At 64.8% G+C, this 23,232-nt stretch carries 29 protein-coding genes and 2 pseudogenes; 15 read left to right on the top strand and 16 right to left on the bottom strand.

The annotated features are described in order from the left end of the window. Window positions 1-194: 194 nt before the first annotated feature. The 5 genes from EES41_RS23425 (at window position 195) to EES41_RS23405 (ending at window position 5,095) form a co-directional block, all read left to right on the top strand. On the top strand, window positions 195-1,133 hold the full coding sequence (locus tag EES41_RS23425) for an SPFH domain-containing protein (RefSeq protein WP_123080194.1): 939 nt from the start codon (window positions 195-197) through the stop codon (window positions 1,131-1,133). After that, the gene (locus EES41_RS23420; protein ID WP_100581945.1) at window positions 1,130-1,405 is read left to right on the top strand and encodes a hypothetical protein; all 276 of its coding nucleotides are present in this window, start codon (window positions 1,130-1,132) and stop codon (window positions 1,403-1,405) included. Before EES41_RS23425 ends, EES41_RS23420 begins: the two co-directional genes overlap by 4 nt. A gap of 116 nt (window positions 1,406-1,521) precedes the next feature. Further along, window positions 1,522-2,046 carry a PadR family transcriptional regulator gene (locus EES41_RS23415; RefSeq protein ID WP_123080193.1) on the top strand — a complete coding sequence of 175 codons (525 nt, stop codon included), beginning with the start codon at window positions 1,522-1,524 and terminating at the stop codon, window positions 2,044-2,046. After that, window positions 2,043-2,729, top strand: a complete 687-nt coding sequence (locus EES41_RS23410; RefSeq protein WP_123080192.1) for an ABC transporter ATP-binding protein — start codon at window positions 2,043-2,045, stop codon at window positions 2,727-2,729. The genes EES41_RS23415 and EES41_RS23410 overlap by 4 nt, the downstream gene beginning before the upstream one ends. Beyond that, window positions 2,726-5,095 (top strand): ABC transporter permease, encoded by a 2,370-nt coding sequence (locus EES41_RS23405; protein ID WP_123080191.1) that lies wholly within the window; start codon window positions 2,726-2,728, stop codon window positions 5,093-5,095. The genes EES41_RS23410 and EES41_RS23405 overlap by 4 nt, the downstream gene beginning before the upstream one ends. A 60-nt stretch (window positions 5,096-5,155) precedes the next feature. Here EES41_RS23405 and EES41_RS23400 read toward each other — a convergent pair whose 3' ends face one another. Then, window positions 5,156-6,103, bottom strand: a complete 948-nt coding sequence (locus EES41_RS23400; protein WP_123080190.1) for a hydrogen peroxide-inducible genes activator — start codon at window positions 6,101-6,103, stop codon at window positions 5,156-5,158. Between the two features lie 135 nt (window positions 6,104-6,238). Between EES41_RS23400 and EES41_RS41575 the strand changes: the two are divergent. Then, window positions 6,239-6,373: pseudogene (locus EES41_RS41575) on the top strand (peroxiredoxin); the annotation flags it as partial. Between the two features lie 77 nt (window positions 6,374-6,450). Then, complete coding sequence (locus EES41_RS23395; RefSeq protein ID WP_123080189.1) at window positions 6,451-8,040, top strand: recombinase family protein; 1,590 nt, start codon at window positions 6,451-6,453, stop codon at window positions 8,038-8,040. A 340-nt stretch (window positions 8,041-8,380) separates the two neighbouring features. On the opposite strand, the gene EES41_RS23390 is transcribed toward EES41_RS23395, so the two are convergent. From EES41_RS23390 to EES41_RS41570, 12 genes and pseudogenes are all read right to left on the bottom strand, one after another. Next, window positions 8,381-8,626 carry a hypothetical protein gene (locus EES41_RS23390; RefSeq protein ID WP_123080188.1) on the bottom strand — a complete coding sequence of 82 codons (246 nt, stop codon included), beginning with the start codon at window positions 8,624-8,626 and terminating at the stop codon, window positions 8,381-8,383. A gap of 147 nt (window positions 8,627-8,773) precedes the next feature. Continuing rightward, window positions 8,774-9,442, bottom strand: a complete 669-nt coding sequence (locus EES41_RS23385) for a hypothetical protein (protein ID WP_123080187.1) — start codon at window positions 9,440-9,442, stop codon at window positions 8,774-8,776. Then, window positions 9,439-10,200, bottom strand: a complete 762-nt coding sequence (locus tag EES41_RS23380) for a hypothetical protein (protein WP_123080186.1) — start codon at window positions 10,198-10,200, stop codon at window positions 9,439-9,441. Before EES41_RS23380 ends, EES41_RS23385 begins: the two co-directional genes overlap by 4 nt. Further along, on the bottom strand, window positions 10,197-10,466 hold the full coding sequence (locus EES41_RS23375; RefSeq protein ID WP_216827267.1) for a DUF3310 domain-containing protein: 270 nt from the start codon (window positions 10,464-10,466) through the stop codon (window positions 10,197-10,199). The genes EES41_RS23380 and EES41_RS23375 overlap by 4 nt, the downstream gene beginning before the upstream one ends. A 157-nt stretch (window positions 10,467-10,623) precedes the next feature. Continuing rightward, window positions 10,624-11,274, bottom strand: a complete 651-nt coding sequence (locus EES41_RS23370; RefSeq protein ID WP_254211549.1) for a toprim domain-containing protein — start codon at window positions 11,272-11,274, stop codon at window positions 10,624-10,626. A gap of 22 nt (window positions 11,275-11,296) precedes the next feature. Continuing rightward, window positions 11,297-11,509: pseudogene (locus tag EES41_RS44235) on the bottom strand (hypothetical protein); the annotation flags it as partial. Next, window positions 11,490-11,867 carry a hypothetical protein gene (locus EES41_RS23360; RefSeq protein ID WP_123080184.1) on the bottom strand — a complete coding sequence of 126 codons (378 nt, stop codon included), beginning with the start codon at window positions 11,865-11,867 and terminating at the stop codon, window positions 11,490-11,492. The pseudogene EES41_RS44235 and the gene EES41_RS23360, both read right to left, overlap by 20 nt. Continuing rightward, window positions 11,860-12,588 (bottom strand): DnaB-like helicase C-terminal domain-containing protein, encoded by a 729-nt coding sequence (locus EES41_RS23355; protein ID WP_302186191.1) that lies wholly within the window; start codon window positions 12,586-12,588, stop codon window positions 11,860-11,862. Before EES41_RS23355 ends, EES41_RS23360 begins: the two co-directional genes overlap by 8 nt. Before the next feature lie 153 nt (window positions 12,589-12,741). Further along, window positions 12,742-13,251, bottom strand: a complete 510-nt coding sequence (locus EES41_RS23350) for a hypothetical protein (RefSeq protein ID WP_123080182.1) — start codon at window positions 13,249-13,251, stop codon at window positions 12,742-12,744. 21 nt (window positions 13,252-13,272) lie between these two features. Next, window positions 13,273-13,476, bottom strand: a complete 204-nt coding sequence (locus EES41_RS23345; protein ID WP_123080181.1) for a hypothetical protein — start codon at window positions 13,474-13,476, stop codon at window positions 13,273-13,275. Further along, complete coding sequence (locus EES41_RS23340; protein ID WP_164495930.1) at window positions 13,473-14,297, bottom strand: PD-(D/E)XK nuclease family protein; 825 nt, start codon at window positions 14,295-14,297, stop codon at window positions 13,473-13,475. Before EES41_RS23340 ends, EES41_RS23345 begins: the two co-directional genes overlap by 4 nt. After that, window positions 14,272-14,571 (bottom strand): hypothetical protein, encoded by a 300-nt coding sequence (locus tag EES41_RS41570; RefSeq protein ID WP_164495929.1) that lies wholly within the window; start codon window positions 14,569-14,571, stop codon window positions 14,272-14,274. Before EES41_RS41570 ends, EES41_RS23340 begins: the two co-directional genes overlap by 26 nt. A gap of 376 nt (window positions 14,572-14,947) precedes the next feature. On the opposite strand from EES41_RS41570, the gene EES41_RS23335 reads away from it, so the two are divergent. Further along, window positions 14,948-15,778, top strand: a complete 831-nt coding sequence (locus EES41_RS23335; protein ID WP_367995784.1) for a zinc-binding alcohol dehydrogenase family protein — start codon at window positions 14,948-14,950, stop codon at window positions 15,776-15,778. A 123-nt stretch (window positions 15,779-15,901) separates the two neighbouring features. Beyond that, window positions 15,902-16,708, top strand: coding sequence for an IclR family transcriptional regulator (locus EES41_RS23330; protein WP_123080178.1), 807 nt, complete (start codon window positions 15,902-15,904; stop codon window positions 16,706-16,708). Between the two features lie 70 nt (window positions 16,709-16,778). On the opposite strand, the gene EES41_RS23325 is transcribed toward EES41_RS23330, so the two are convergent. From EES41_RS23325 to EES41_RS41565, 3 genes are read right to left on the bottom strand one after another with little or no spacing between them, the layout of a single operon-like run. Then, on the bottom strand, window positions 16,779-17,240 hold the full coding sequence (locus tag EES41_RS23325) for a hypothetical protein (RefSeq protein ID WP_123080177.1): 462 nt from the start codon (window positions 17,238-17,240) through the stop codon (window positions 16,779-16,781). A gap of 43 nt (window positions 17,241-17,283) precedes the next feature. Continuing rightward, window positions 17,284-17,922 (bottom strand): hypothetical protein, encoded by a 639-nt coding sequence (locus EES41_RS23320; protein WP_123080176.1) that lies wholly within the window; start codon window positions 17,920-17,922, stop codon window positions 17,284-17,286. Then, window positions 17,919-18,119, bottom strand: a complete 201-nt coding sequence (locus EES41_RS41565; RefSeq protein ID WP_164495928.1) for a hypothetical protein — start codon at window positions 18,117-18,119, stop codon at window positions 17,919-17,921. The genes EES41_RS23320 and EES41_RS41565 overlap by 4 nt, the downstream gene beginning before the upstream one ends. Before the next feature lie 498 nt (window positions 18,120-18,617). Here EES41_RS41565 and EES41_RS44230 point away from each other — a divergent pair, with 498 nt between their 5' ends. From EES41_RS44230 to EES41_RS23290, 6 genes are all read left to right on the top strand, one after another. Beyond that, a complete protein-coding gene (locus EES41_RS44230; RefSeq protein WP_123080175.1) occupies window positions 18,618-19,061 on the top strand; it encodes an HNH endonuclease signature motif containing protein in 444 nt (147 codons plus the stop codon). 25 nt (window positions 19,062-19,086) lie between these two features. Next, entirely contained in the window at window positions 19,087-19,485 is a 399-nt protein-coding gene (locus tag EES41_RS23310; protein WP_216827266.1) for a hypothetical protein, read from the top strand. A 19-nt stretch (window positions 19,486-19,504) separates the two neighbouring features. Beyond that, entirely contained in the window at window positions 19,505-20,125 is a 621-nt protein-coding gene (locus tag EES41_RS23305; protein ID WP_216827265.1) for a hypothetical protein, read from the top strand. 157 nt (window positions 20,126-20,282) lie between these two features. Beyond that, window positions 20,283-21,143 (top strand): phage terminase family protein, encoded by an 861-nt coding sequence (locus EES41_RS23300; RefSeq protein WP_254211547.1) that lies wholly within the window; start codon window positions 20,283-20,285, stop codon window positions 21,141-21,143. Beyond that, entirely contained in the window at window positions 21,136-22,578 is a 1,443-nt protein-coding gene (locus EES41_RS23295; protein WP_254211546.1) for a phage portal protein, read from the top strand. The genes EES41_RS23300 and EES41_RS23295 overlap by 8 nt, the downstream gene beginning before the upstream one ends. Window positions 22,579-22,632: 54 nt before the next feature. Then, window positions 22,633-23,214 carry a hypothetical protein gene (locus tag EES41_RS23290; RefSeq protein ID WP_123080173.1) on the top strand — a complete coding sequence of 194 codons (582 nt, stop codon included), beginning with the start codon at window positions 22,633-22,635 and terminating at the stop codon, window positions 23,212-23,214. Window positions 23,215-23,232 lie beyond the last annotated feature (18 nt).

The following is a 23,232-nucleotide window of genomic DNA, read 5'->3' as shown; positions in this document are numbered from 1 at the left end:
AGAAAGCTAACACCGCAGGCTGTGACAAAGGTTGGCTAACCCTGATCAATACAGGTCATTTCGGACGTGAGAATCAGCACCCACATCACTGGAACCGACGTACAGGATGGCGGAAGGGTTGCGGAGAACCCAAAAAGTGATATCACTTTGCTAGAAGGTCCGAGCGACCACGACCGAACAAACGGGGGCAGTCCATGACAAACGCATCAGCCATCGACACGGGCACGAACGCCGCTACGGGGACCTCGCACGAGGTGCGGGAGGTCGCGGCCCGCTCCGTCGGAGGCGGACTGGCCCTGCTGCTGGGCCTGTTGGGCGTCATAGCCGGCGCGGGCCTGATCGCCTTCGGCGCCGCGGCCACGACGGCCGGCGCCAAGGTCGCGCTCATCCTCGGCGGCATCCTGCTGGTCCTCGCCGCGATCGTCGCGATGAGCGGACTCAACACGGTCGCGCCGGGCGAGGCCCGCGTGGTCCAGCTCTTCGGCCGCTACCGGGGCACCATCCGCGCCGACGGACTGCGCTGGGTCAACCCGCTGACCTCCCGCGAGAAGATCTCCACCCGCGTCCGCAACCACGAGACCGCCGTCCTGAAGGTCAACGACGCGTACGGCAACCCCATCGAGCTCGCGGCCGTCGCGGTCTGGCGGGTCGAGGACACCGCGCGGGCGGTGTTCGAGGTGGACGACTTCACGGAGTTCGTGGAGACGCAGACCGAGGCGGCGGTGCGCCACATCGCCATCGAGTACCCCTACGACTCGCACGACGAGGGCGGCCTGTCCCTGCGCGGCAACGCCGAGGAGATCACCGAGAAGCTCGCGGCCGAGCTCCACGCCCGGGTCGAGGCGGCCGGCGTGCACATCATCGAGTCCCGCTTCACGCATCTCGCGTACGCTCCGGAGATCGCCTCCGCGATGCTCCAGCGCCAGCAGGCGGGCGCGGTCGTGGCGGCGCGCAAGCAGATCGTCGAGGGAGCGGTGGGCATGGTCGAGCTGGCCCTGACCCGCCTGGCGGAAGAGGGCATCGTGGACCTGGACCCGGAGCGCAAGGCGGCCATGGTCTCGAACCTGATGGTGGTCCTCTGCGGCGACCGCGCGGCCCAGCCGGTCGTGAACACGGGCACCCTCTACCAGTGAGCCCCGACACCGACGGCGAACCGGAGCAGCCCGCGAAGGCGGGCCGGCAGGCGCGCAAGCAGGTACTCCTCCGGCTCGACCCGCAGGTGTACGACGCCCTCGCGCGCTGGGCGGGCGAGGAACTGCGCAGCGCGAACGCGCAGATCGAGTTCCTGCTCCGCCGCGCCCTGGGCGAGGCCGGCCGCCTCCCCGGCGGCGCGGGCCCGATCCCGCCCCGCGGCCGCCCGCCCAAGCCCCCCGACCAGGGCGCCGGGCGGGGCCCGCAGGGTTAGCCCGTACGGAAGACAGCGGCCCCGGACCTCTACGGAGGTCCGGGGCCGCGCCCGTTTCCGGATCTATACCCGGTGCGTATACACCGAGGGTATACACCCGGTGTAGAGTCGCCGGCATGTCCATCGGTCACACCCTGCTCGGCCTCCTGGAGGCCGGCCCGCGCCACGGCTACGACCTCAAGCGCGCCTTCGACGAGAAGTTCGGCCACGACCGCCCCCTCGCCTACGGGCAGGTCTACTCGACCATGTCCCGCCTCCTGAAGAACGGCCTCGTCGAGGTCGACGGGATAGAGAGCGGCGGCGGTCCCGACCGCAAGCGGTACGCCATCACGGACGCCGGCATCACGGATGTCGATACCTGGCTCTCCCAGCCGGAGAAGCCGGAGCCGTACCTCCACTCGACCCTCTACACCAAGGTCGTCCTCGCCCTGCTCACCGGCCGCGGCGCCGCCGAGCTGCTGGACGTCCAGCGCGCCGAGCACCTGCGGCTCATGCGCATCCTGACCCAGCGCAAGCGCAAGGGCGACCTCGCCGACCAGCTCGTCTGCGACCACGCCCTGTTCCATCTCGAAGCGGACCTGCGGTGGCTCGAACTCACCGCCGCCCGCCTCGGCCAGCTCGCCCAGGAGGTACGCCGATGACCCCGGCCGGCACCCTGCTCTGCGCCACGGACCTCCGCAAGGCGTACGGGCCCACCAAGGCGCTCGACGGCGCCGAGTTCTCGATCCACCCCGGTGAGGTCGTCGCCGTCATGGGGCCCTCCGGCTCCGGCAAGTCGACGCTCCTGCACTGCCTCGCCGGGATCGTCACGCCCGACTCCGGCACCATCACCTACGCCGGCCGCGAGCTGTCCGCGATGAACGACTCCGAGCGCAGCGCCCTGCGGCGCGGCGAGTTCGGCTTCGTCTTCCAGTTCGGCCAGCTCGTCCCCGAGCTCACCTGCGTGGAGAACGTCGCCCTGCCGCTGCGCCTCGCCGGCGTCAAGCGCAAGGAGGCCGAGCGGACCGCCCTGCACTGGATGTCCGAGCTGGAGGTCGCCGATCTCGGCTCCAAGCGCCCCGGCGAGGTCAGCGGCGGCCAGGGCCAGCGCGTGGCCGTCGCCCGGGCCCTGGTCACCCAGCCGCGCGTGATATTCGCCGACGAGCCCACCGGGGCCCTCGACTCCCTCAACGGGGAGCTGGTGATGCAGCTGCTCACCGAGGCCGCCCGGTCCGCGAACGCGGCCGTCGTCCTCGTCACCCACGAGACCCGGGTGGCCGCCTACTCCGACCGCGAGATCGTCGTGCGCGACGGCAAGTCCCGCGACATGGAGCGCATCGTATGAGCAAGCCCCGCACCTGGGCGCGCGACCTCGCCCTCGGCACCCGGTTCGCCTTCGCCGGCGGCCGCGAGGGCTGGACCCGCACCCTGCTCACCGGCATCGGCGTCGGCCTCGGCGTCGCGCTGCTGCTGATCACCAGCGCGGTGCCGTCCGCGATGTCGGCCCGCGACGAGCGCGGCGCCGCGCGCACCACGTTCAGCTCCCCGACCGCCGAGCGGCCCGGCCGCGACACCCTGCTGACCGCGCAGGTCGACCAGTCGTACCGCTCGTACGGCGTCGACGGCCGGCTGCTGCAGCCCGAGGGCCCGGACGCCCCGCTGCCGCCCGGGCTCACCGCGTTCCCCGGCCCGGGCGAGATGGCCGTCTCCCCCGCCCTCGACGAGCTGATGAAGACCGCCGAGGGCAAGCTGCTGCGCGAGCGCCTCGACGGGAAGATCGTCTCCACCATCGGGGACGAGGGCCTGGTGGGCCCCGGCGACCTCTACTTCTACATCGGCTCCGACCAGCTCGGGAAGATCGCCGACGGCGCGTACGTGGAACGGATCACGGCCTTCGAGAACCACATCGAGGCCCCGCCGCTCGATCCCGTCCTCACCCTCCTGGTGGTGCTGACCTTCGTCGCGCTCCTGATGCCGGTCGCCGTGTTCATCGCGGCCGCCGTCCGCTTCGGCGGCGACCGCCGCGACCGCAGGCTCGCCGCGCTCCGCCTGGTCGGCGCCGACGGCCGGATGGTGCGCCGGATCGCGGCGGGCGAGGCCCTCGCCGGCTCGGTGCTCGGCCTGCTGGTGGGCACCGGCTTCTTCCTGGTCGCCCGGCAGCTGGCCGGGGCCGTGAGCATCTCCCAGCGCAGCGTCTTCCCCCACGACCTCAACCCGGAGTTCTGGCTGGCCTCCCTCATCGCGCTGGCGGTCCCGGCGGCGGCCGTCGCCGTGACCCTGCTCGCGCTGCGGGGCGTGGTCATCGAGCCGCTGGGCGTGGTGCGTACGGCCACTCCCCGCAGGCGCCGGATCTGGTGGCGGCTGCTGCTGCCGCTCGCCGGTCTCGGCCTGCTGGCCCCGATGATGGGCCGCGGCAACGAGGGCGGGCAGTTCAACCAGTGGCAGGTCTCCGGCGGCGTCGTCCTGCTGCTGGTCGGCATCACCGCGCTGCTGCCCTGGATCCTGGAGCGGGTCGTCGGCCGGATCGGCGGCGCCGGCGGGGTCTCCTGGCAGCTGGCCGTTCGCCGGCTCCAGCTCACCAGCGGCACCGCCGCCCGGCTGGTCAACGGCATCGCGGTCGCGGTCGCCGGGGCCATCGCCCTGCAGATGCTCTTCGCCGGCACGGAGGGCGAATACACCAAGGACACCGGCCAGGACCCGGCCCGGGCCACGGTGTCGATCATGCCCCGGCACGGCACCGACGCGAAGATCGAGGAGCTGGCCGCGACCGTCGCCCGGAGCAAGGGCATCACCAAGGCCGTCGCGCTGCGCTCCACCACGGGCGCACCCGACCCGGACCGGGACGGCCAGGACGTCAACCTCCACATCGGCAGTTGCGCCGCCCTCGCCGAACTCGCGCGGCTGCCCTCCTGCGAGGACGGCGATGCCTTCGTCCTGACCGGCGCCCCCGACCCCTCCGCGCCGCCGGGAGCCTCCGCACCGCCGGGAGCCTCCGCCGCGCCGGGCACCAGGCTGTACGTCGGGAACCCGCACGGCACCGACGCCGACGCGGACGGCTCCGCGCCGGTCGCCTGGACCGTGCCCGCCGACGCCCGCCCGGCGCTCGCCCGCAAGGACCCGATCGGGCTGCTGCGCACCGGCGTCCTGCTCACCCCGGCCGCCGCCCCCAAGGGCCTCGGGACCCACCAGTTCGCCCAGGTGTACGTACTGGTGGACCCGGCCGTGCCGGACGGGCTGGAGCTGGCCCGCAACGCGTCCTTCAAGGCCGAGCCGCTGGCCACCGCGATGACCCTCGCGCAGACCCACACCTCCGCGCGCTTCGGTTCCATCCGGACCGGCCTGTTCGTCGGCGCGACGCTGGTGCTGTTGCTGATCGGGGCCAGCCTGCTGGTCTCCCAGCTGGAGCAGCTGCGCGAGCGCAAGAAGCTGCTGTCCTCGCTGGTCGCCTTCGGTACGAAGCGCTCCACGCTGAGCCTGTCGGTGCTCTGGCAGACGGCCCTGCCGATCGGCCTCGGCCTGGCGCTGGCGAACACCGTCGGCATCGCGCTCGGCGCGGTCCTGATGCGGATGAGCAACGTGCGGGTCCGCGTCGACTGGGCCTCGGTGGCGGCGATGACCGGCATCGGCGCCGGGGTCGCCCTGGTGGTCACCCTGCTCAGCCTGCCGCCGCTGCTGCGGCTGATGCGCCCGGACGGCCTGCGCACGGAGTGACACCGGGCGCGCGGGCCCGTACGTCCCCGTGCGCCTTACGCCCGTTCCCGCAGGCCCGGCTCAGTCCGTCGGCCACACCGGGAGCGGGCGTACGGCTTCGCGCAGCGCGGCCGCGATGGCCCGGAACTCCTCCTGCCGGGCCGCGCCGGTGCGCATCGCCAGCGCGATCCGCCGCGAGGGCGCGGGCTCGGCGAAGCAGCCGGTGGCCAGGTACTCGTTGCGGGTGGTCTCCAGCCGCAACGCGGTGCGCGGCAGCAGCGTCACCCCCAGTCCCCCGGCGACGAGTTGGACCAGCGTGGACAGTCCGGCGGCGGTCGTGGTGACGTCCGCCCCGTCGGTGCGCCCCGCCTCGCGGCAGATGTCCAGCGCCTGGTCCCGCAGGCAGTGCCCCTCGTCGAGCAACAGGAGCTGGAGGCCCCGCAGTTCCTCGCGCGGGATGTCGCGCCGCCCGGCGAGCGGGTGGTCCCGGGGCGCGAGGAGTACGAAGTCCTCGTCGAACAGGGGCAGTTCGGTAACCCCGGGCATCCCGAGGGGTACGGCGAGCAGCAGCAGGTCGAGCCGCCCGCCGGTCAGCCCCTCCAGCAGCGAGGAGGTCTGCTCCTCGTGCACCTGGAGGTCCATGCCGGGGTAGCGCCGGTGGAACAGCCCGAGCACCGTCGGCAGCAGGTACGGGGCCACCGTGGGGATCACCCCGAGGCGCAGCACGCCGGTGAAGGGCGCCCGTACCGCCTCGGCCTCCGCCAGCAGCCCGCCCATGGCGTCGAGCACCACGCGCGCGCGGGCGGCGATCCGCTCGCCCGCCGGGGAGAGCAGCACCTTGCGGGTGGTGCGCTCCAGCAGCTGGACGCCGAGGGCCTCCTCCAGCGCGGAGACCGATCCGGAGAGCGCGGGCTGGCTCATGCCGATGGCGGCGGCCGCGTCGCGGAAGTGCAGGTGTTCCGCGACGGCCACGAAGGCGCGCAGCTGCGCGAGCGTCGCCTGCTTGAGTCCTCTATTACCGACAGCCACTGATAGGTACCTCCGATCACCCGCGACAAGAGTATCTATTTCTGTAATCAATGCAGGTGTGCCAGCATGTGAGATCCGTCCAACCCTCTCGGAAAGCCCCCAAAAGGGCCACTTTCCAATGCACTAGGAGAGCGCGTGCTCACTGTCGGCGACAAGTTCCCCTCGTACGATCTGACCGCTTGTGTCTCGCTCGAAGCGGGCAGCGAGTTCGCCCAGATCGACCACAAGACCTACGAGGGCAAGTGGCGCGTGGTCTTCTTCTGGCCCAAGACCACTAGATAACCCTTATTTTTTGCCGAGTAACTTAACCCTGTACGCCCCATAACTTAACCCTGTACACTCGCGCCATGACACCGACCATGTCCCTGACCAGGCAAAACGTGCGTCGCGGCACGTTCGCAGCGGCTGGCGTCAGCGCCACCTTCAAGCCGGTTGGCTCGTACGGCCGACTCTCGGAAGACAAGGCCCTCAAGACCGGGAGGACGGACCGCGAGGAGGGCGAGCAGGTCGCCACCCAGTTCAAGCGGAACCGCGTCCTGTCCGAGTCGCTGAACTGGACGATCGTTCGCGAGTACAACGACAACAACATCCCGGCCTCAGACCCCCTTATCGTCCGCCCGGACTTCGAGCAGATGCTCAAAGACCTTGAGAGCGGCGTGATCGAGGGCATTGTCTTCACTCACTCCGACCGCGTGGCCCGTCTTGAGTACGATGCGGCCCGCATCAATCGCCTCTACACGATCAACCCGAAACTCGTCGGACGTTCCGTAGACGGCGGTACCGACCTCTCAACTGTTGAGGGTCGAGCCATGTTCATGATGCAAGCCACCATGGGCGGCGTGGAGGTCTACAACACCAAACGCCGTACGAGTGGCACCAACCTGGCGAACGCCGAAAAGGGCCGTAGGCACCACGGGCGACGCGCGTTTGGATGGAACAGCGATGGGACCCTTCACCCGGAAGAGTCGCGGCTTCTGGCCGCCGCGATCCGGGCGGTACCGGGGGGATTGCGAGTTGGGAACTTCCGAAAGCAGCTCATCGCACTCGGCTATGAACCACGGCCTGACAAGCGCCGCAAGGAGGGGGCGGCCAAGTACAACCTTCAGCACAGCACAGTGGAGAGCTACCTGGTTAACCCGGCCGTGTGCGGATACGTTGCTTACCTTGCTCAGGCGGACCGGCGCGGGGGCAAGAAGGTTTGGTTGCCCGACCACGTTCTCTACGTAGATGGCCAGCCGGTGAAAGGCAACTGGCCAAAGATCGTGGAACCTGAAGAATGGGCAGCCTGCGTAGAAACGTTGGAGAAGCGTAAGCAGGACCGCAAGGACGGAAATCAGCAGCCGCACGACACCAGTGACAAGTACGTTCTGTCAGGCTTCGTTCGCTGCGGAAAGTGCTCGTTTCCCCTCTTGGCCAACCCGTACACGAAGGGCACAACGGCTTACGAGAAGTGGGGCTACCGATACGCCTGCCTCTCAAATCAGGGGGGTTGCGGAGGGATCACGCGCGTCGGCCCCCCCATTGAAGAGCTTGTGATCAGAGTCTTCCTTGCCGAAGTACGGCGTAGCCTCGGCGTCGTCACCAAAGCCGAGGAAATAGACGAGACCAAGAATGACGCCAGGCTCCGGGAGATCGACAAGGAGATCGAGGAGGTCAACGTGCGGCGCCGCGAGCGACGCATCTCCGCCATCAGGGCGCTCGACCTCATAGAAGAGCTAGAGAAGGAACAGAACGATCTGCGGCGTGAACGCCGGAAGCTCCAAGCGTTGAAGGTCCAGCGCGAGGACGCCTCTCCCAATCTCCTCAAGGACTGGGATGGCTACAGCGTCTCGGAGAAGAAGCAACGCCTCCGGCAGAGCATCAGGGCAGTCATGGTTCATCCGGCAGGTAGGGGGAAGAGGTTCGACCCCGAACTCATCGAGATCGTTTGGGCCTAACGCAAAAATGCCCCCTCCCGAAGGAGGGGGCATTTTGCTATGCGGCCTCCTTGAGGCCCCATAGCTCCATCACCATCTTGCGCCACATCTCGTCACGCTCAGGCGCTTTCGCCAACTCGCGCTCCATCCACTCCTCTTCGGTCATTCTTGGCCCCCGTAAGTTAGATCAGTAAGGTCGGTCAGTCGGACAGGCCGAGGTTGTCGAGGACGTCGCGGCAGGACCAGCAGATCGTTGTCGCTCCGTAGGACGCCGTGACGGAAGCGGTCTCCGCCTCATCTCCCCACTCCTGGCAGCCTGGGCAGTAGTGAGAAACGCTGCGGGTCTCAGCGGCCCTCAGGCTCATGCACCCTCCCCAAGGCCGCTGGCGACCTCCCAGTAGTCGCGGGCCATCTCCTCTGCGGCAACGGCAGAGAATCCGGCCTCAACGGCCGCCTGGCGGACCTTGGCGGCCTGGTGGATCACCTCAATGGCCTGATTGGTGGCCGCCTGGTACGCGTCAGCTCGTGCGTTGCTGATCAGGGCGGAATCAAGGCCTTCAAGGTAGGCGGCGAACTCGTCGGGGTCGGGCAGGCTAGAGGCAGTCACAGTCTTCCTTCACGATGGTGTCAATGGCGGTTCGCGTAATGAATCCGCAGGTCCACGAGATGAGGGACAAGGTGGTTGCCGCACAGATCACGGCGAGTCCATTGCCATTGGTGGTGAGCCATGAACAGAGGGCATCAGGCACGTCCTTCACGCCCCGATCCGCTGATCCATCACGTAGGCAATGGAGCCGCCGGCCGCACCTTGGTAGCTGGCTTCCGCCGAGCTGGCTGTGCGACTCCGGCCCTTGTTCTGGACGCCTGCCCGCTCCCTGCCCCGGATGTCGGTCTTGCTGTTCAGTCGCTCGGTGAGTCGGTCAATGGCTCGCTGAAGCGACTTGGCATCCGCGCTTCCGTGAGGTGGCTTCACCTCATGCAGAAAGGCCCGCTCGATGGCGGCCTGGTGCGTATCCGAGAGGCCGCCCATCGCTTCGTCGATGTCCCAGATGCTGAGTGCAATGCTCGTGGGGTCGTTGGCTACACGCATGAGATCGTCCTTGCGATTGGGAATGATCTCCCGGGCTTCCTCACGGTAGTAGGCGTGCTGAAGAACGTTCCGAACCTCCTTGGGGGTGTAGATCCACTCCGCGGTGACGTAGGTGTAGTGCAGGCGCTCGGCCTTGCAGTACTCCAGTCCTATGCCTCGGAAGATGGTGTAGAGCGCCGCCGGCTCGTAGCCGTCAAAGCGTGTCTTGGCCTCCCAGTACTTGAGGAGGATGGACTGAGCAATGTCGTCGGCGTCGCAGTACGAGTTCTCGCGGGCCAGCCGGATGGCCGCCTTCTTGGCGGTGTCGATGATCTCGGGGTTGATATCGGTCACTTGTAGTGCTCGCCTTCCACAACGAAGCTCCCGTTGCGCTGTACGGGGATGAGATGAGGTACGACGGTGGCGCCGTCCACGTAGAACAGGCCGAAGGCCATTTGCCAGTTAGCAAGGCGTTCGGTGCCGAGGTAGGCGGCCTTCCTGATGTCCATGAGGTGGCCCAGCTCGACACCGGTCAGCGTCCGAGACGCTTCGGGACCGGTGGTTTCGGAGACGATGCCCGCACGGTGGGTGTGGCCCATCACAACGGACCGTTGTAGCTTTCGGGCCGCGTTGATCGCCGTGCCTCCCGCGTAACGGGCAAGGCTGATGCCGCGCGCATGCCCATGGATTGCGCTCCAGCCGGGCGCAAAGTCGTACCGCTTCGGTTCAAACCGCATGCCGTAGTCGGCGAGGCGGAGAAGCTTGTCCTCACGAAAGGTCTCTGAGTCGTAGAGGGCGGGCGCGCGATCGGACAGGTACCGCTGCGGTCGTTCACCGTGGTTGGAGCCGAGGAGCACGTACGGTCCGTCGTAGCCTGAACGGATCGGTTCAACGTGGTTGCGCCGGGTGTAAGCGGCTTCCTGCCGGACGTTCATTCCGTACTCGGCGCGCTGGCCGGCGGACCATCGGCCGGGGGCGGTGTAGTCGTTGATGTCACCGATATTGATGACCTCGTCCGGCTGGTAGTCGTGGATGAAGTTGATGACAGCTCGGTTTGCCCGGCGGTGTTCGAGCGGCATTTGAAGGTCGGAAATGAGGACGATGCGCTTCAAAGGCTAGCCCCCATTCGCACGAGTTCGCGCTCTATGTACCAGTGAGCCTTGCGAAGGTCCTGGATTTCGTCGTCCTTCCTTCCGGCGCGCGCAAGGTACTTGATTGCGGCTCCGCGGTTGAATGGAAGGCTTTCAATAAGGTCGATCACTTGAGCCCCGTTGCTGTATCCGCTGGTGTAGTAGCTAGGGCCGCTCACCGGATCGTGGCGCCCGTTAGGGAAGTTCACTTCGATGAGCTCCATCTCGTCTTCGAAAAGCGTGATCATGCCCCCACCTTCGATGGATACCGACCACGCTTGACCCGCATCAGGGTCTCGACCCTGTTTCTCCCGTACGGTGCCGCGCTTTCCCGCATGCTGTCGGTAGCTGGCGTACGGCTTGTGCCTAATCGACACCAGCGCCCCGATCCGAAACAGCGGCATCTCAGAATCCCGTGTACTCAAGTAGACGCTCCTTGCCCTGCTCCAGAAAGTAGCTGTTCACGTCACTCTCGTGGGGCATCTGCCTGGTTTTTGCATGCTCGTTCTTTTCGGCGATGGTGTCGGCTAGCAGCAGTCCAGCGTCATCGCCATCCGCCAGCGTTACTACCTCGTCATAGCCTCGGATAAGGCGGTTGAAAATCGGCATCCACGACTTGGCCCCTGCGGCTCCGATCGTCGGTATGCCGTTTTGCCAACCCGTCATGGTGTCGAACTCGCCCTCACAAACGGCAATTCGCTTCTCCGGTTTCGCGAGAGCGAGAATGTTGAAGATCTTTGCTTTGTCGCCGGGCTCTCGCGTGTACTTGCTGTGCCCCTCGATCGCCTTGCAGTCGTGGCCTTCGATACATCTGTAGCGGATGGCAACGACACCCTGACGGTTTATGTATGGGATAGCCAGAAGACCGGCGTAGCGCTCATGGCCCGATACTGGGCTTTCGACGTATCCGAGCCGAAAGTATTGAGCGCTGCCCTGGGTGAGGCCGCGACTCGTCAAATACTCGGCGGCGGGTGAACCCTGAAGCTGCTTTTGGTAGGTCGCCGCCGCTAGTTCCAAGTATTCGATGCGCTGCTTCGATGGCGGCGAGAAAGTCACACCGTTCCTCTTCCATGATGATGCTCCAACTGTCATGACTGAAGTCGCAGCCGTGACAGTGGATTACGTTCTCGTCGATATTGATTGACGCGCTGGCCGTAGTGTCGTCGTGACTACTGTCCGGGCAGCGACAGGGCTGCCACGAGCCGCTATCTCGACGGGGTGTCTGCCAGTCCGGGAAGTAATGCGTGAGGACTGCGAGGATCGCCGGTTTCTCAGCTGGAGTAATAGGCATGGAGGAGCCGCATAGCGAAGGCACCGGGAATTACCCACGCGGATTCAATCGTGCTCGCGCCGTGCCGTTTGTAGATGACGCACGTTTCGAGACCGGTCCCGTTTCGCTGGGCTTGCGCTATCGATTCGTCCAGGTGCTTCCAGAGCTGGATCCGATCAACCGCCTTGGCCTGCACGGTAAGTGGCACGCCGCCGATGTCGCCGCGGTCGGCCGATCCGTAGATCGCGCCGTTTCGCTTGGCGTCGGCGTATCCGAGGTCGCGGAAGACCTGGACGAGCTCGTTCTCCCAGTTGCGACCCCGGGCCTTGACTGCGGCGCCATTGGGCTTGGCCAGCTTTCGCGGACGGGGGTTAGCCACTGATCTGCATCCTTTCCGGCTGCCAGTTGAGCCGCGCGAAGGTGAAGCCGGATGCATCGGCCTTGCCACCCCGGTTCTTGACGTTCGAGACCCGGAGGTCGTAGCCCTCGTGCTCCGTACCGCCCCGGTGCAGCGTGAGGATCACCTCCGGCACACGTCCCACCTGGCCCTTGATCCCGCTCAGCGGAATCGGGTTCATACCGTCGTTGTAGACGCCGGTGACGTGGTGAAGAAGGATGATCGCGCTCTCCATCCGCCGGGCAAGGTCGTGGAAGAAGGCGCAGAGTTCATCGAGGCCGGCATGTCCTTCCCCCATCTCGGGAGCGTCCACGTTGGTGACGTTGTCGATGACGACCAGGGCGGGCCAGCCGTAGATCATCGCGTACGCGATGAGGGACTGTTCGATCTCGTCAAGGCTGGGTGAGGCGTCGAAGGACCACCTGATGTCGATGGCAGCAACGACAGCCTCAAGGGTGGCGGTCTGTTCCTGCTCGATGGCCCATTCGACCTGTTGCGTGGTCCATCCGCTCACGTTGGCGGCGCTGCGCACGTATTGCGTGTAGGCGTCGCTGTCCGCGCTGAAGTAGAAGGCGGGGACGGCCGCCTTGATCGCCATGTTGAGGGCCAGAGCCGACTTCCCGGTTCCCGGACCAGCAGCGATGAGGTGGAGCTGTCCACGTCGTATCTGAATGCCGAGATCCGCAAGAGCCTTGAGTCCGATCGGAATCGGCTCGCCTGCGGCCCCGCGCTTGTTGAGTGCCTGGGTGAGGGTGAGTATGGCGGCCTCCCCTGTCGAAGGGGTGGCCGGTGTGCGCGAGACACACCGGCCACGAATGTACAGAGTTAAGTTATTGAGTAAAAAAAGAGGCCTCGGTCACCAGGGTGCCGGAGGCGTGTTCTGCGGAGGCATCCATCCGGCGTTCGGCGCCGGGGCTGCTGCTGCGGGAGCGGGCGCCGGAGGGGCAACAGAGGTGCTGGCGTGCGGCGGCTTCGTGTACTCAGCCACGTAGACCTTCGGCGGTGCCATGCCGCCCGACGACTGCCCAAGCCTGGCGAACGTCAGCTTCAGGAAGGCCCCCGGCTGCGGTTCGTCGGCCGCCTCGTTGGCTCGGCGCATGGCGTCGCCGATGGCCGTGGTCATGCGCCATCCGGAGACGAAGAGGGACCGTCGGCCATCGTCGCCCTGGCCCGCGCTCTGGTCGGTAGCGAGGATGACTCGCACCTGCATGACCGGGTTGCCCTTGGAGTCGAGCTTGGGCTTGTCGGTCTTGTATTCGGTGACTGGGTACGGGGCCCCCACCTCCTCGACGTAGCCAGCCACAGAGTCGCCGGGGTTGGTGAACTTCACATAGTTGGTGGGGGCGCTGGGCGCGAAGAAGCTCAAGCGTGTTCCTTTGCTGGGTAGTTACTTGCTGATGGTGCTGATGGCAGTTGCGCCGAGGTCGCCAATGGTGAAGGCGGCCTGTGCGTGGTTGAGGAGGTCGGCGTATCGGGCTGCCGCGTGCGCGAAGGCCTCGACGTTGGGGCCTACAGTCATCGGGGTCTCGCCGTGGAAGGTGATTTCGACGGTCGGGGCCGGGCGGAAGGTGCAGGTGAAGGCCGCTGTCACGCGTTTCCCTTTGCTGGACAGTGCTGCTGGACTCCGCACGTCACGCAGTGGTCTCCCGGGTTCGCCAGGTAGACACCATTGCGCTCTGCGGCGTCCATCGCCGCGTACTGCCGTTCTAGCCAGTGCTGGTCAATGGTGGTGAGGTCGATGGGGTCAGTGGGGGCTCCGCGCTTCGGTGAACGACCGAGCCGGGCGCATTCGAAGTAGTCGCCCCAGGTGATGTCAACTTGGTACATCTCCCAGACGGCTCGTCGGTAGAGCGCGAGCTGGAGAGCTGAGGGCTGCTTCTTGGTACCGGTCTTGACGTCCCTGACGGTCAGGCCGTAGGGCGTCTGCACGATTTGGTCGATGAACCCCCGGACCACCACGTCACCGACGCGAATGCGGAACTCCAGCTCGATCGCGGGTTTCCCATCGGGCGCATGCCAGATACTTTCGTGCTCGTTGACCTCTTCGGCGTATCTGATGTAGTCGAGGACCTGGTGCTCCCCCAAGGCCTTGCGGTCAGCCAGGTCCTTTGCCGCGGACTTGAATCCACCCGTCATCCAGCGGCTTTCGTCCGGCTGGTTGGCTCGGCCGGCGTGGAGCTCGCGATCCCAGGATTGGCAGTAGGCTTCGGCCACTTGTGCCCGGGTAAGAGTGCGGCCGGATCGCTCATACAGTTCCACGCCGTGGTGTACGGCGATTCCCTGAATGAACCATCCGGCCGGATTCGACGGCTTCCTATCCACTCTTTCGAGCCTGTACGCAAGTCCGCATTGCGCGAATCTTGCGTACTGACTATGACTACGCGGCTTAGTCCCGCCGGTAGATATCGGCAAACCTATCCCCTCCCGCTCTTGGCATGTACTCGTAGCCGTCAATCCGCTCAGTCCCCACAAAGCGGTACCCGTCAGGAATTACTTCGAAGTGACTGCGATGCTGACGGCCATCCGTCTTTTCGCAGTGGTAATGCACGATGTATTCTCCCTCGTCGTGCTCGAACAGCATGACCATGCCGGCCACAGATCCCATTCCCCCAAGGATCCGCGTGATGGTCGAATCTTTTTCGAGCAATGACGCATAGTTAGTGGAAACCATGGTCGGTGTTGCCACTGCTACTCCCCTACCCCGGCGTTCCCCCGGGGGTCGCGCACGTACCACATGGAGGGCACCCCAAGGCAAGCCCTCCTGGATTACATGTAGCTAACTTATGTAACTGAAATCCTCTCGTCAATGCCAATAGGTATGTTTTCGCGTGGTGAAATGAAGTCCACGGTGTTACCGCAGGTTCATTTCACGTGGCGAAATGAGGTCAATAGCACGCCCCAGCGCCCTTAACATGGCACTTACAATCGCCTCCTACAAAGGAATGATCATGCGCGCTATAGTGATGAAGCGGTCGGGTGGACCTGAGGTCTTGAAGCTCCTTGAGGTGCCGGAGCCAACCCCGGTAGCGGGGCATCACGTCGTGACCGTCACTCGGGCAGGCGTGAACTACGCCGATGTCCACCTGCGGGAAAACTCTTACCTGGCGCCCATCGAGTTCCCTGTAACACCCGGCAATGAGGTGATGGGTGTTATAGGCAGTCGCCGTGTCGTCGCCCTCTCGCGAGGCGGCGGGTATGCAGAGCAGACGCTCGTCCATCGCCGGGTGACGTGGGACGTGCCTGACGATGTCAACGACGACCAGGCCGCCGCCCTCGCGCTACAAGGCAACTCGGCTTGGCACCTCCTCCACACCGTGCTCAGGGTCACCAAGGCAGACTCGGTGCTGATTCCCGCCGCCGCCGGTGGCGTCGGATCCCTCGCCGTGCAGCTCGCGAAGTCCATCGGAGCACGCGTCATTGCGTTGGCCGGCGGTCCCGAGAAGGCTGCGCTGGTACAAGGCCTTGGCGCCGACGTGGTTCTGGACTCAAGCACGACCGAGGACCTGAAGGAACGCATCCTCGACGCCGCCGAAGGCCCCGTGAGCTGCGCCCTGGAAATGACCGGCGGATCCGTCTTCGACGCCACGCTTGAAGCCCTCGCACCGCGGGGCCGGATGGCGGTCTACGGCGCCGTATCTGGCGTGCAGCGCACCGTGCCAGTAGCCGCGCTGATGCAGCAGTCCAAGCAGGTCTCCGGTTTCTGGTTGCCCAATCTGTACGGCGAGCGGTACGCGTTGCGCGACAGCATGTCCGCCCTCTTCGCAGCCACCGGCCGAGGAGAGCTTCGCCCCATCACCGGCCCGAGTTATGCACTCGGAGATGCAGCCCAGGCACACATCGACCTTCAGGCGCGAACCACGACGGGCAAGGTCACCCTCGATCCAACTCGGTAGTAACTTGTCTGAACCCAGTAGTAACCTCCACCTAACGCCGGGTATCAGGATGAACCGGTGGCATTCGCGTAGCCCGCGTACTGCCGAGGAGAGCAGCACAGGGCTCAGGGGACGGGATGGGTAATGACCAGTACCAAGGGGACGGGGACCGCGCACGGTAAGCGGGTCTTCCTGGTGCAGAGAACTTTCGCTGATCTGGAAGGAAGCCAGGGGCCATCGGCCATCGCTCGGGCTACGGGCCTTGATGTCGCCACGGTGTATCGCATCCTTCAAGACGGACTTGCTGACGGAACTTTCGTGCAGGTGAAGGCCGGGGCTCGGAGCAGCTACAGCCTCGGACCTGGTGCTTTCAGGCTGTCCATGCAGGCTCTCGCGCAGACGCCGGGCCCCGACACTACGCATGCGGTGCTGGACCAGCTTCAGCGTTCGACCGATGGTCTCGTCGCGTACTACGCGGTGGTCGGGCACCGCCGAATCTGCACCGACTACGCCATTGGGAGCTTCGATCCGCTGTCGATCGGCATCGACCCGTTCCAGTTGGTGAAGTACAGCAGGTCGCTGCGTACGGGCGCTTCAGGGAGAGTGATCCTCGCCCACATGCCGCCTTCGATTCAGGCACAGGTTCTTGCTGAACCGGTGCCTGAGGGTGTGGGGCCGGGCGTCATTCGGGACAACAACCTGCTGATCGAATCGCTGACGAGCATCCACGATCTCGGATACGCGATCGGCCGGCAGGAGTGCATGAACGGCTGGGATTCCGTTGCCGTGCCGGTGATCTGGGGCGGGACCATTCAGGGATCCCTCCTCCTCTGGATCCCTGCCGAGAAGATGCCGGAGGATACGAGCCAGCTTGTGGCCGCGACGCTTACCGCAGGTGAGACGTTGAGCCAGCTGGCTACGGCACCGTGGTGCTCGGCCTCTGCCGCGTAGTACTGAAATGCCACGAGCCGCTTCCGTGAATGGACGGAGGCGGCTCGCTTGGCTCTCAACTGCGGCGCACCTATCCGGGCTCGCCCAAACGGTAGAGCGTCACTGTTTCCGCGGGAAGGTCCACACCGCTTGGCAGCACTGCGACGAGGCCGCCATGATCGGCGGTCCTCGGAACGTAGTGCCATCGCTCCTCTGGGCTGTACGCCAGGGTTCGATCCACCAGGCTCGCCAGCCACTGTGTGTGTGCGGTGGCGTCCTTCTCGCTCAGTGTCTCGGGCTGGAGTTGGGCCCGGAAGTGCAGCCGAAGCGCCCGTGCCGCCCTGTGGTTGGAGGCATCGCCGGGAACGGCGAACTCCCATGGCATGAAGGCACGGTAGTCGATCTTGTCTTCCTTGTACGGTGCGAGCGCAAGCGTTACCGCAGCCTTGCTCACGCCATACTCGCGGGCAATCTCGGCCTGGTTACGGAATCTCCCCGTCGCCAGGCCTTTGAACAGTTCGCTCGGCGGCGGCAGTATTGATGGGCGCCCCATCCGACTTCTCCAATACAGGTCGCATACAGACTAACCTTTCCCCTCACCAGAGGAAGTCACCACCGCGAGTTGCGGCTGTTCCGGCTACTTCTCGGTCTACTGGCATGAGAGCCCCCCTGAATTGTGGCCCGCACTTGATGAGGATCGGCTCCTTCTCCGAGACGATCTTCATGTCGAGCATTGGGCTGGTTCCCCGTGGCGTCTTGATCTTTCCGAACCTGGATAGGAGCGTGGGGTCAAGCGCAACGAGCTCGGGTACGTCGGCGTTCCTTTCGTCGAGCTGGTCGAGTAGGGAATGACACAGATCCCAGATCTCGCGGTCGTACGTCAGGGCGCCGGCCCGGTCCGGTATGACCTCCTGCATCGCGACCTGCACAGCGGAGACGATCAGCCCTCGGTCGTCCGGCATACTGACGCGAACCTCCCCCTTGCATGCGCGCCCCAGCCTATCGAGGCTGGCCAGGTCCTCCCGAGTCAGCTCGATCGCAACCTGACGGTTCGGTTCCGCGATGTGGCCCAACGTGGGTCGCCCGATGGCATAGGTATCGGTTGCGAGGAAGTACACCTCTCCATCCGAGACGTAGAACATGGCTGCCGGGATCGGCGACCGTGCGGGTGTGAAGGCCAAGGCGTTGTATGCGGCCCGTGCGACCGCCTCGCCCTCAAGCGTGATCTCGTTCAAGCGACTCCTGTGCTGATCGCACGATTGTTCAGGCGAAACACCTCCATCGGGATGGTGTTCCACGTCGATTGTGTGTGGCGGACCCGCAATCCTTCGGGCTTCTGAACGGGTGCAACGGTCGAGAAGACCCTGAGGTCCTGCCGTGCGCGCTGGCGCTTGATGCGCCATTTCTCCCGTTCCCGCTGGGGACTGCTCATGTCGATCCCTGCTCTCGTTCCGAGGGGCCTAGCGGGACTGCCAGCACAGCCGGCTGCCCGATTGCCCCCTCGGGAGAAGTCTGTTCCGTCAGCAGTCCGCCCACGCTGATGCAGCCGCGGCGGACTGCTGACGGCGATGCCGATTCTGTCGACATCGTGTTCCTGTGGGGCCTCCCACGCGCTCGGGGTGGCCTCCGTGTGTTGCTTTGAGGTTGTCAATCCAACGAGGAGCTGGATGTCTCAAGCACTTCTGTGCGGCGACAGGGACGAAGTTACTTAACTCTGTACGTCGATGCAACCTGGGGTGACGTGACGACCGTCACACACTCGCCGCCGCCATCCGCAGCAACGTGACACCGCCTCCTATATTGAGAAGAAGATAAAAAGAAAGCAGTTAGCACCTCGCTTTTTTGAAAACAGAAGGGCGCGAAGCGCCCCTGTGATGAACTCATTTAATACCTCCTGCAAGGTTGATTTCCCATAACAGGTTGAGATCCCTTGCAGGTCATTCGCCCCCGGGCGGGATTCCAACACGTCAACAGACAGTGCGGTCTGATCCCGCCCGGGGGGATACCCCCAAGGACTTCGTTGCCAAGAGCACTACAGATCTGCTTCCGATCCGGATGCCCAAAGGTCGCCATCAAGTCAGGCGGATGCCCAGAGCATGCACCCAAGGTTGTCGACAGTCGTCAGCCGTGGGCCAACCGATCAAAACGAAATCAATCCCGGTCACCGGGGTGGAATCGTCTTCGCCTGTCAATTCTTCGGAGGGATAGCCATCGCTGCTATCTCTGCGGAAACCCGAAGGCAAACGAGGTCGATCACATCGTTCCAGTCTCGGCCGGCGGGACAGATAGTCCGCTGAATCTTGCAGCGTGTTGCAGCACCTGCCATAGGGCAAAGACGCAGCGGGAAGCGCGGCGCGGTCGCTGGGGACACTGACTTATCTAACTCAATGGGGGCCTACATGGCTGGCAGGGGTGTGCCGCCCAAGGAAAACGCGGTACGCCGCAACAAGCACATGGAGGCCGATCTTTCCGGCAGCGGATCCGGGATAGTCCCCGAACTTCCGGATGCTGAAAGATACCTTCCCCAGGTACGGGAGTGGTGGGACACCTGGCGTAATTCAGCACAGGCCGAACAGTTCCTTCCGACCGACGTTCAGCGCCTCAAGATCCTTGTCCTGCTAGTGCAGCGGATCTATGAGATGGACGGCGCAGACCTAAAGGCCTACGCCGAGCTGCGTCAGCAGGAATCCCTACTGGGCGGAACCGTGCTGGATCGTCAGCGGCTTCGAATGAAACTCAAGAAGCAGGAAGACAGTCAGTCGACGGGCGATGACGTGCTGGATGCGCTGATTGGATAAGTAAAGACGGGGTGACCTTGTGCCGCAGACGGGAAATCTTCCGGCTCATACGCCTGAACTCACCCTTGGCCATCACATCTTGGCATGGGCCGAGCGATTCATTGTTCAGCCCGATGGCGAGAACGCAGGGGCACCCTGGCGATTCACTGAAGAGCAAAAGCATTTCATCAGGTGGCTCTATGCACTGAAGCCAGATGGTACCTGGTGCTATACCGAGGCGACTCTTCGTAGAGCAAAGGGCTTCGGCAAGACACCGCTCTTGGCTGCACTCGCGATCATCGAGTTCATCGGCCCATGCCGCTGGACGGGCGAAGTCAAGACCGCGAAGGACGGGACTCTCATCCCGGTTGGCAAGGCGGTGCACCTACCCCTTGTCCAGCTTGCAGCGACGTCGCTGGATCAGACAGCTCAGACGATGGACATGATCCGCGGCATGCTCGCCGAGTCGCCGGCCGAGCGCGAATACGACCTGGATATCTCGAAGACGGTCATCCAGTTCAAGGGCAACCGACCCGGCAAGATCACGCCCGTCACCTCGTCGACCCGAGGCAATGAGGGGGCGAGGCCCACCTTTGTGCGGCCCCGGCGGGCATACAGACTGCCGGGGCCGCACATGACCGCCGTTTGTCGTAGCCGATGAGACCCACCACTGGGTCCACTCCAACGCAGGCCCCACGTTCTTTGAAACCCTGGGGCGCAATACCAACAAGACTCTGTCGCAGGGTTCGCGTGTTGTCCAGACGACGAATGCCTATGATCCCAACGAAGAGTCCGTAGCACAGCTCACACACGAGAAGGTGCTGAACGGCAATCCGCTGATTCTCTACGATTGCCGCGAGGCCGTCTCAAACATCGACCTCAAGGATCCCGACGCTGTCCGTGCGGGCTTGGTGGAAGCCTACGGCGACTCCTGGTGGGCTCCAATTGATCAGCTCGTCAACGTCATCATCTACGGCACGAACCCGGCACACGACTACAGGTTCTACCTGAACAATATTGCCGAGTCTGCCGATACCTGGATGACCAAGATCGAGTGGGATGCCTGCTACACCGACACAGACCCCATTCGCCCGGGTGACCAAATATCCATCGGATTCGACGGCAGCCTTTTCAACGATGCCACCGGAATCGTCGGTTGCAGGCTTCGCGACGGACGCCTGTTCACTATCGGCGTCTGGGAGAAACCCGAGAAGGCCGGCCCCGACTGGGAGGTCGACGTCCTTGCTGTGGAAGCAGCAATGAAACGCGCCTTCAACGAGTACAACGTTGAGTGGGCCTACTGCGATCCGCCGTACTGGCAGGAGGCTATTGGCCGGTGGGCCTTGGCTTACGGCGACGACAAGGTATTCGAATACTGGACGTCGAAGCCGTCCCGCATGGTAAATGCGATCGAGCGCTTCCGTACGGCAGTCACAACGGGAGATGTCCAGCACTCAGACAAGGGCCTCGACAAGATCAAGGGAAAGCTGACTCGACACGTCCTCAATGCCGTGGCGAGGGAAGTTCCCCAAGGGGTCCTCATCCGCAAGGACAGTCCCAAGTCGAAACGCAAAATAGACCTTGCGGTCTGCGCCATTCTCGCTTTCGAGGCCCGTGCCGACGCGATAGCCGACGGTCGACTTAACCGAAAGAGGAGGCGCGTAGTCGGCTTTGGATAAGATAATTACTTTCACCAGCAGGCCCGAGACCCCGCTTGACTGGGTTCAGTACCTGCGCAGCAAGCACGGTGCACAGCTCTCGCGAATCCGTCGGTACTCCGATTACTACGAGGGCCGCCAGGCCACCATGCCCTTCGCCCAGGCCCTCTACAACACCGCGTTCGCTGACACCTTCAGCGACTGGTCAGACAACCTGTGCGGCCTGGTCATCGACGCCGTAAACGAGCGTCTCAGGATCACCGGCTTTCGCATGACGGACGACCCGGATGCCGACGCCGACGCGCAAGCTATCTGGCAGCGCAACTCAATGGATGTGCAGGCTAGCGCCGCCCATCTCGATGCCATGATCCACGGCGAGTCGTACGCGATCGTCTGGGCCGGCGTGGACGGCGAACCCGTGATCTCCTGCGAATCAGCAGAGAACGTCGTCGTTCAGTACCGGCCAGGGAGCCGTACCGAGCTCGACGCAGCCGCCAAGTTCTTCGTGGATGACTGGGGCACGCAATACGTCACCCTCTGGACCCCGGAACTCGTCTGCACGTCCATGAGTGACGGCCTGAGCTGGTCGGTTCCCGTAGAGGCAGAGAACCCCCTTGGCCAGGTGCCAGTCGTACCGATCAGCAACCGGGCGCGGCTCACCGGTGCCCCTCACTCCGACTTGCAGTCGATCATCCCTCTCCAGGACGCGATCAATAAGACCGGCAGCGATGCCCTGGTCGCCAGCGAGACAGCGGCCTTCCCCGCCCGCTTCGTGACGGGCCTTGAGATCGTCGAGGATGAGGCAGGACGCCCCATCGAGCCATTCCGCATCGCGATCGACAAGGTGCTCCAGGCCGAGGACCCTCAGGCCAGGTTCGGGCAGTTTGCGGCGGCCGACCTAGCGAACTATCGGACGCTGATTGACCTTCTCACCCAGCACCTCGCCAGCATCGCTCGGCTGCCCCACTGGATGATTGATTCGACGGGCCAGCCCGCAACCGGTGAAGGTGCAGAGGCCGCCGAGTATGGCTTGGTCGCGAAAGCCCGGGAGCGGTGCCTGCACTTCGGACGGGCCTGGACCGAGGTGATGCGCCTTGCCTTCCGCGTGAAGGACGACCCGCGCGCCGATGCCTACGGTGCCTCGGTCATTTGGGCCGAGGTCGAGAACCGAAGCGAGGCCCAACACGTCGACGCGTTGGTCAAGTTGTTCAGCCTCGGGGTGCCGGCTGCTGCCCTATGGGAGCGCGCAGGCTTCAGCCCCCAGGAGATCGATCGGTTCACGGCGCTCCTGGAGGACCAGGAGGAGCTGATCAACGAGTTCCCCTCAGCCCTACCGAGCGGATCCGCCAGCCAGGTGCAGCCGCCTGACCCCCGCGAGCTGGCAAGCACCGCTCCTCAGGGCAATGCCGGAAACGAAGCCCGCAAGATCGCAGGCGATGACCGCAGTCGCCGCTAACCCCGGCCCTCGAAACGACGGCCTCACTGATCTCCGAAACGGACAGGTGACACCATGATCGACCCCACTTCCTCAGCTGCCTCTTCTCCGGAAGCCACAGCGGAACCCGCCACCGCGGCGCCGAATGCTCCGCTCGATGCTGCCGACCTTCGGGCCGAGGTCGAGAAGTGGAAGGGGCTCAGCCGCAAGAACGAAAAGGCATTCAAGGACGCTTCGAAGGAGCTCAGCGAGTTCCGCACCGCCGCCATGACCGACCAGGAGAGGGCGCTTGAGCAGGCTCGGGCAGAAGCCCGCACGGCAGCCTTGACCGAAGTGGGCGGCCAGCTGGTTGCCGCTGAGCTTCGCGCCCAGGCCGCGACGGCGGGTGCCCAGCTCCCTGATGCCGACTTCCTGAACCTGCTCCGCTTCGTGGGCCAGGACGGCCGTCCGGACACCGACGCGATCTCGGCATTCGTCGCCACTCTCTCCGCGCCCAAGGCGCAGCCCGCATACCGGCAGGATCTCGGCCTCGGCCGCCAGGGCAGCGCCCAGGCTGGTCAGCTTTCCCGTTCCGACCTCACCCGCATGACTCCCGCCCAGATCAACGAGGCCCGCAGCAAGGGCCTCCTGGACGCCGTCATGCGAGGTGAGCTCTAACCCCGAAGGGTTCACTTC

The organism is Streptomyces sp. ADI95-16 (genome assembly GCF_003721495.1).
GTDB classification, from domain to species: Bacteria; Actinomycetota; Actinomycetes; order Streptomycetales; family Streptomycetaceae; genus Streptomyces; species Streptomyces goshikiensis.
This window is presented reverse-complemented; position numbering and strand designations above follow the sequence as displayed.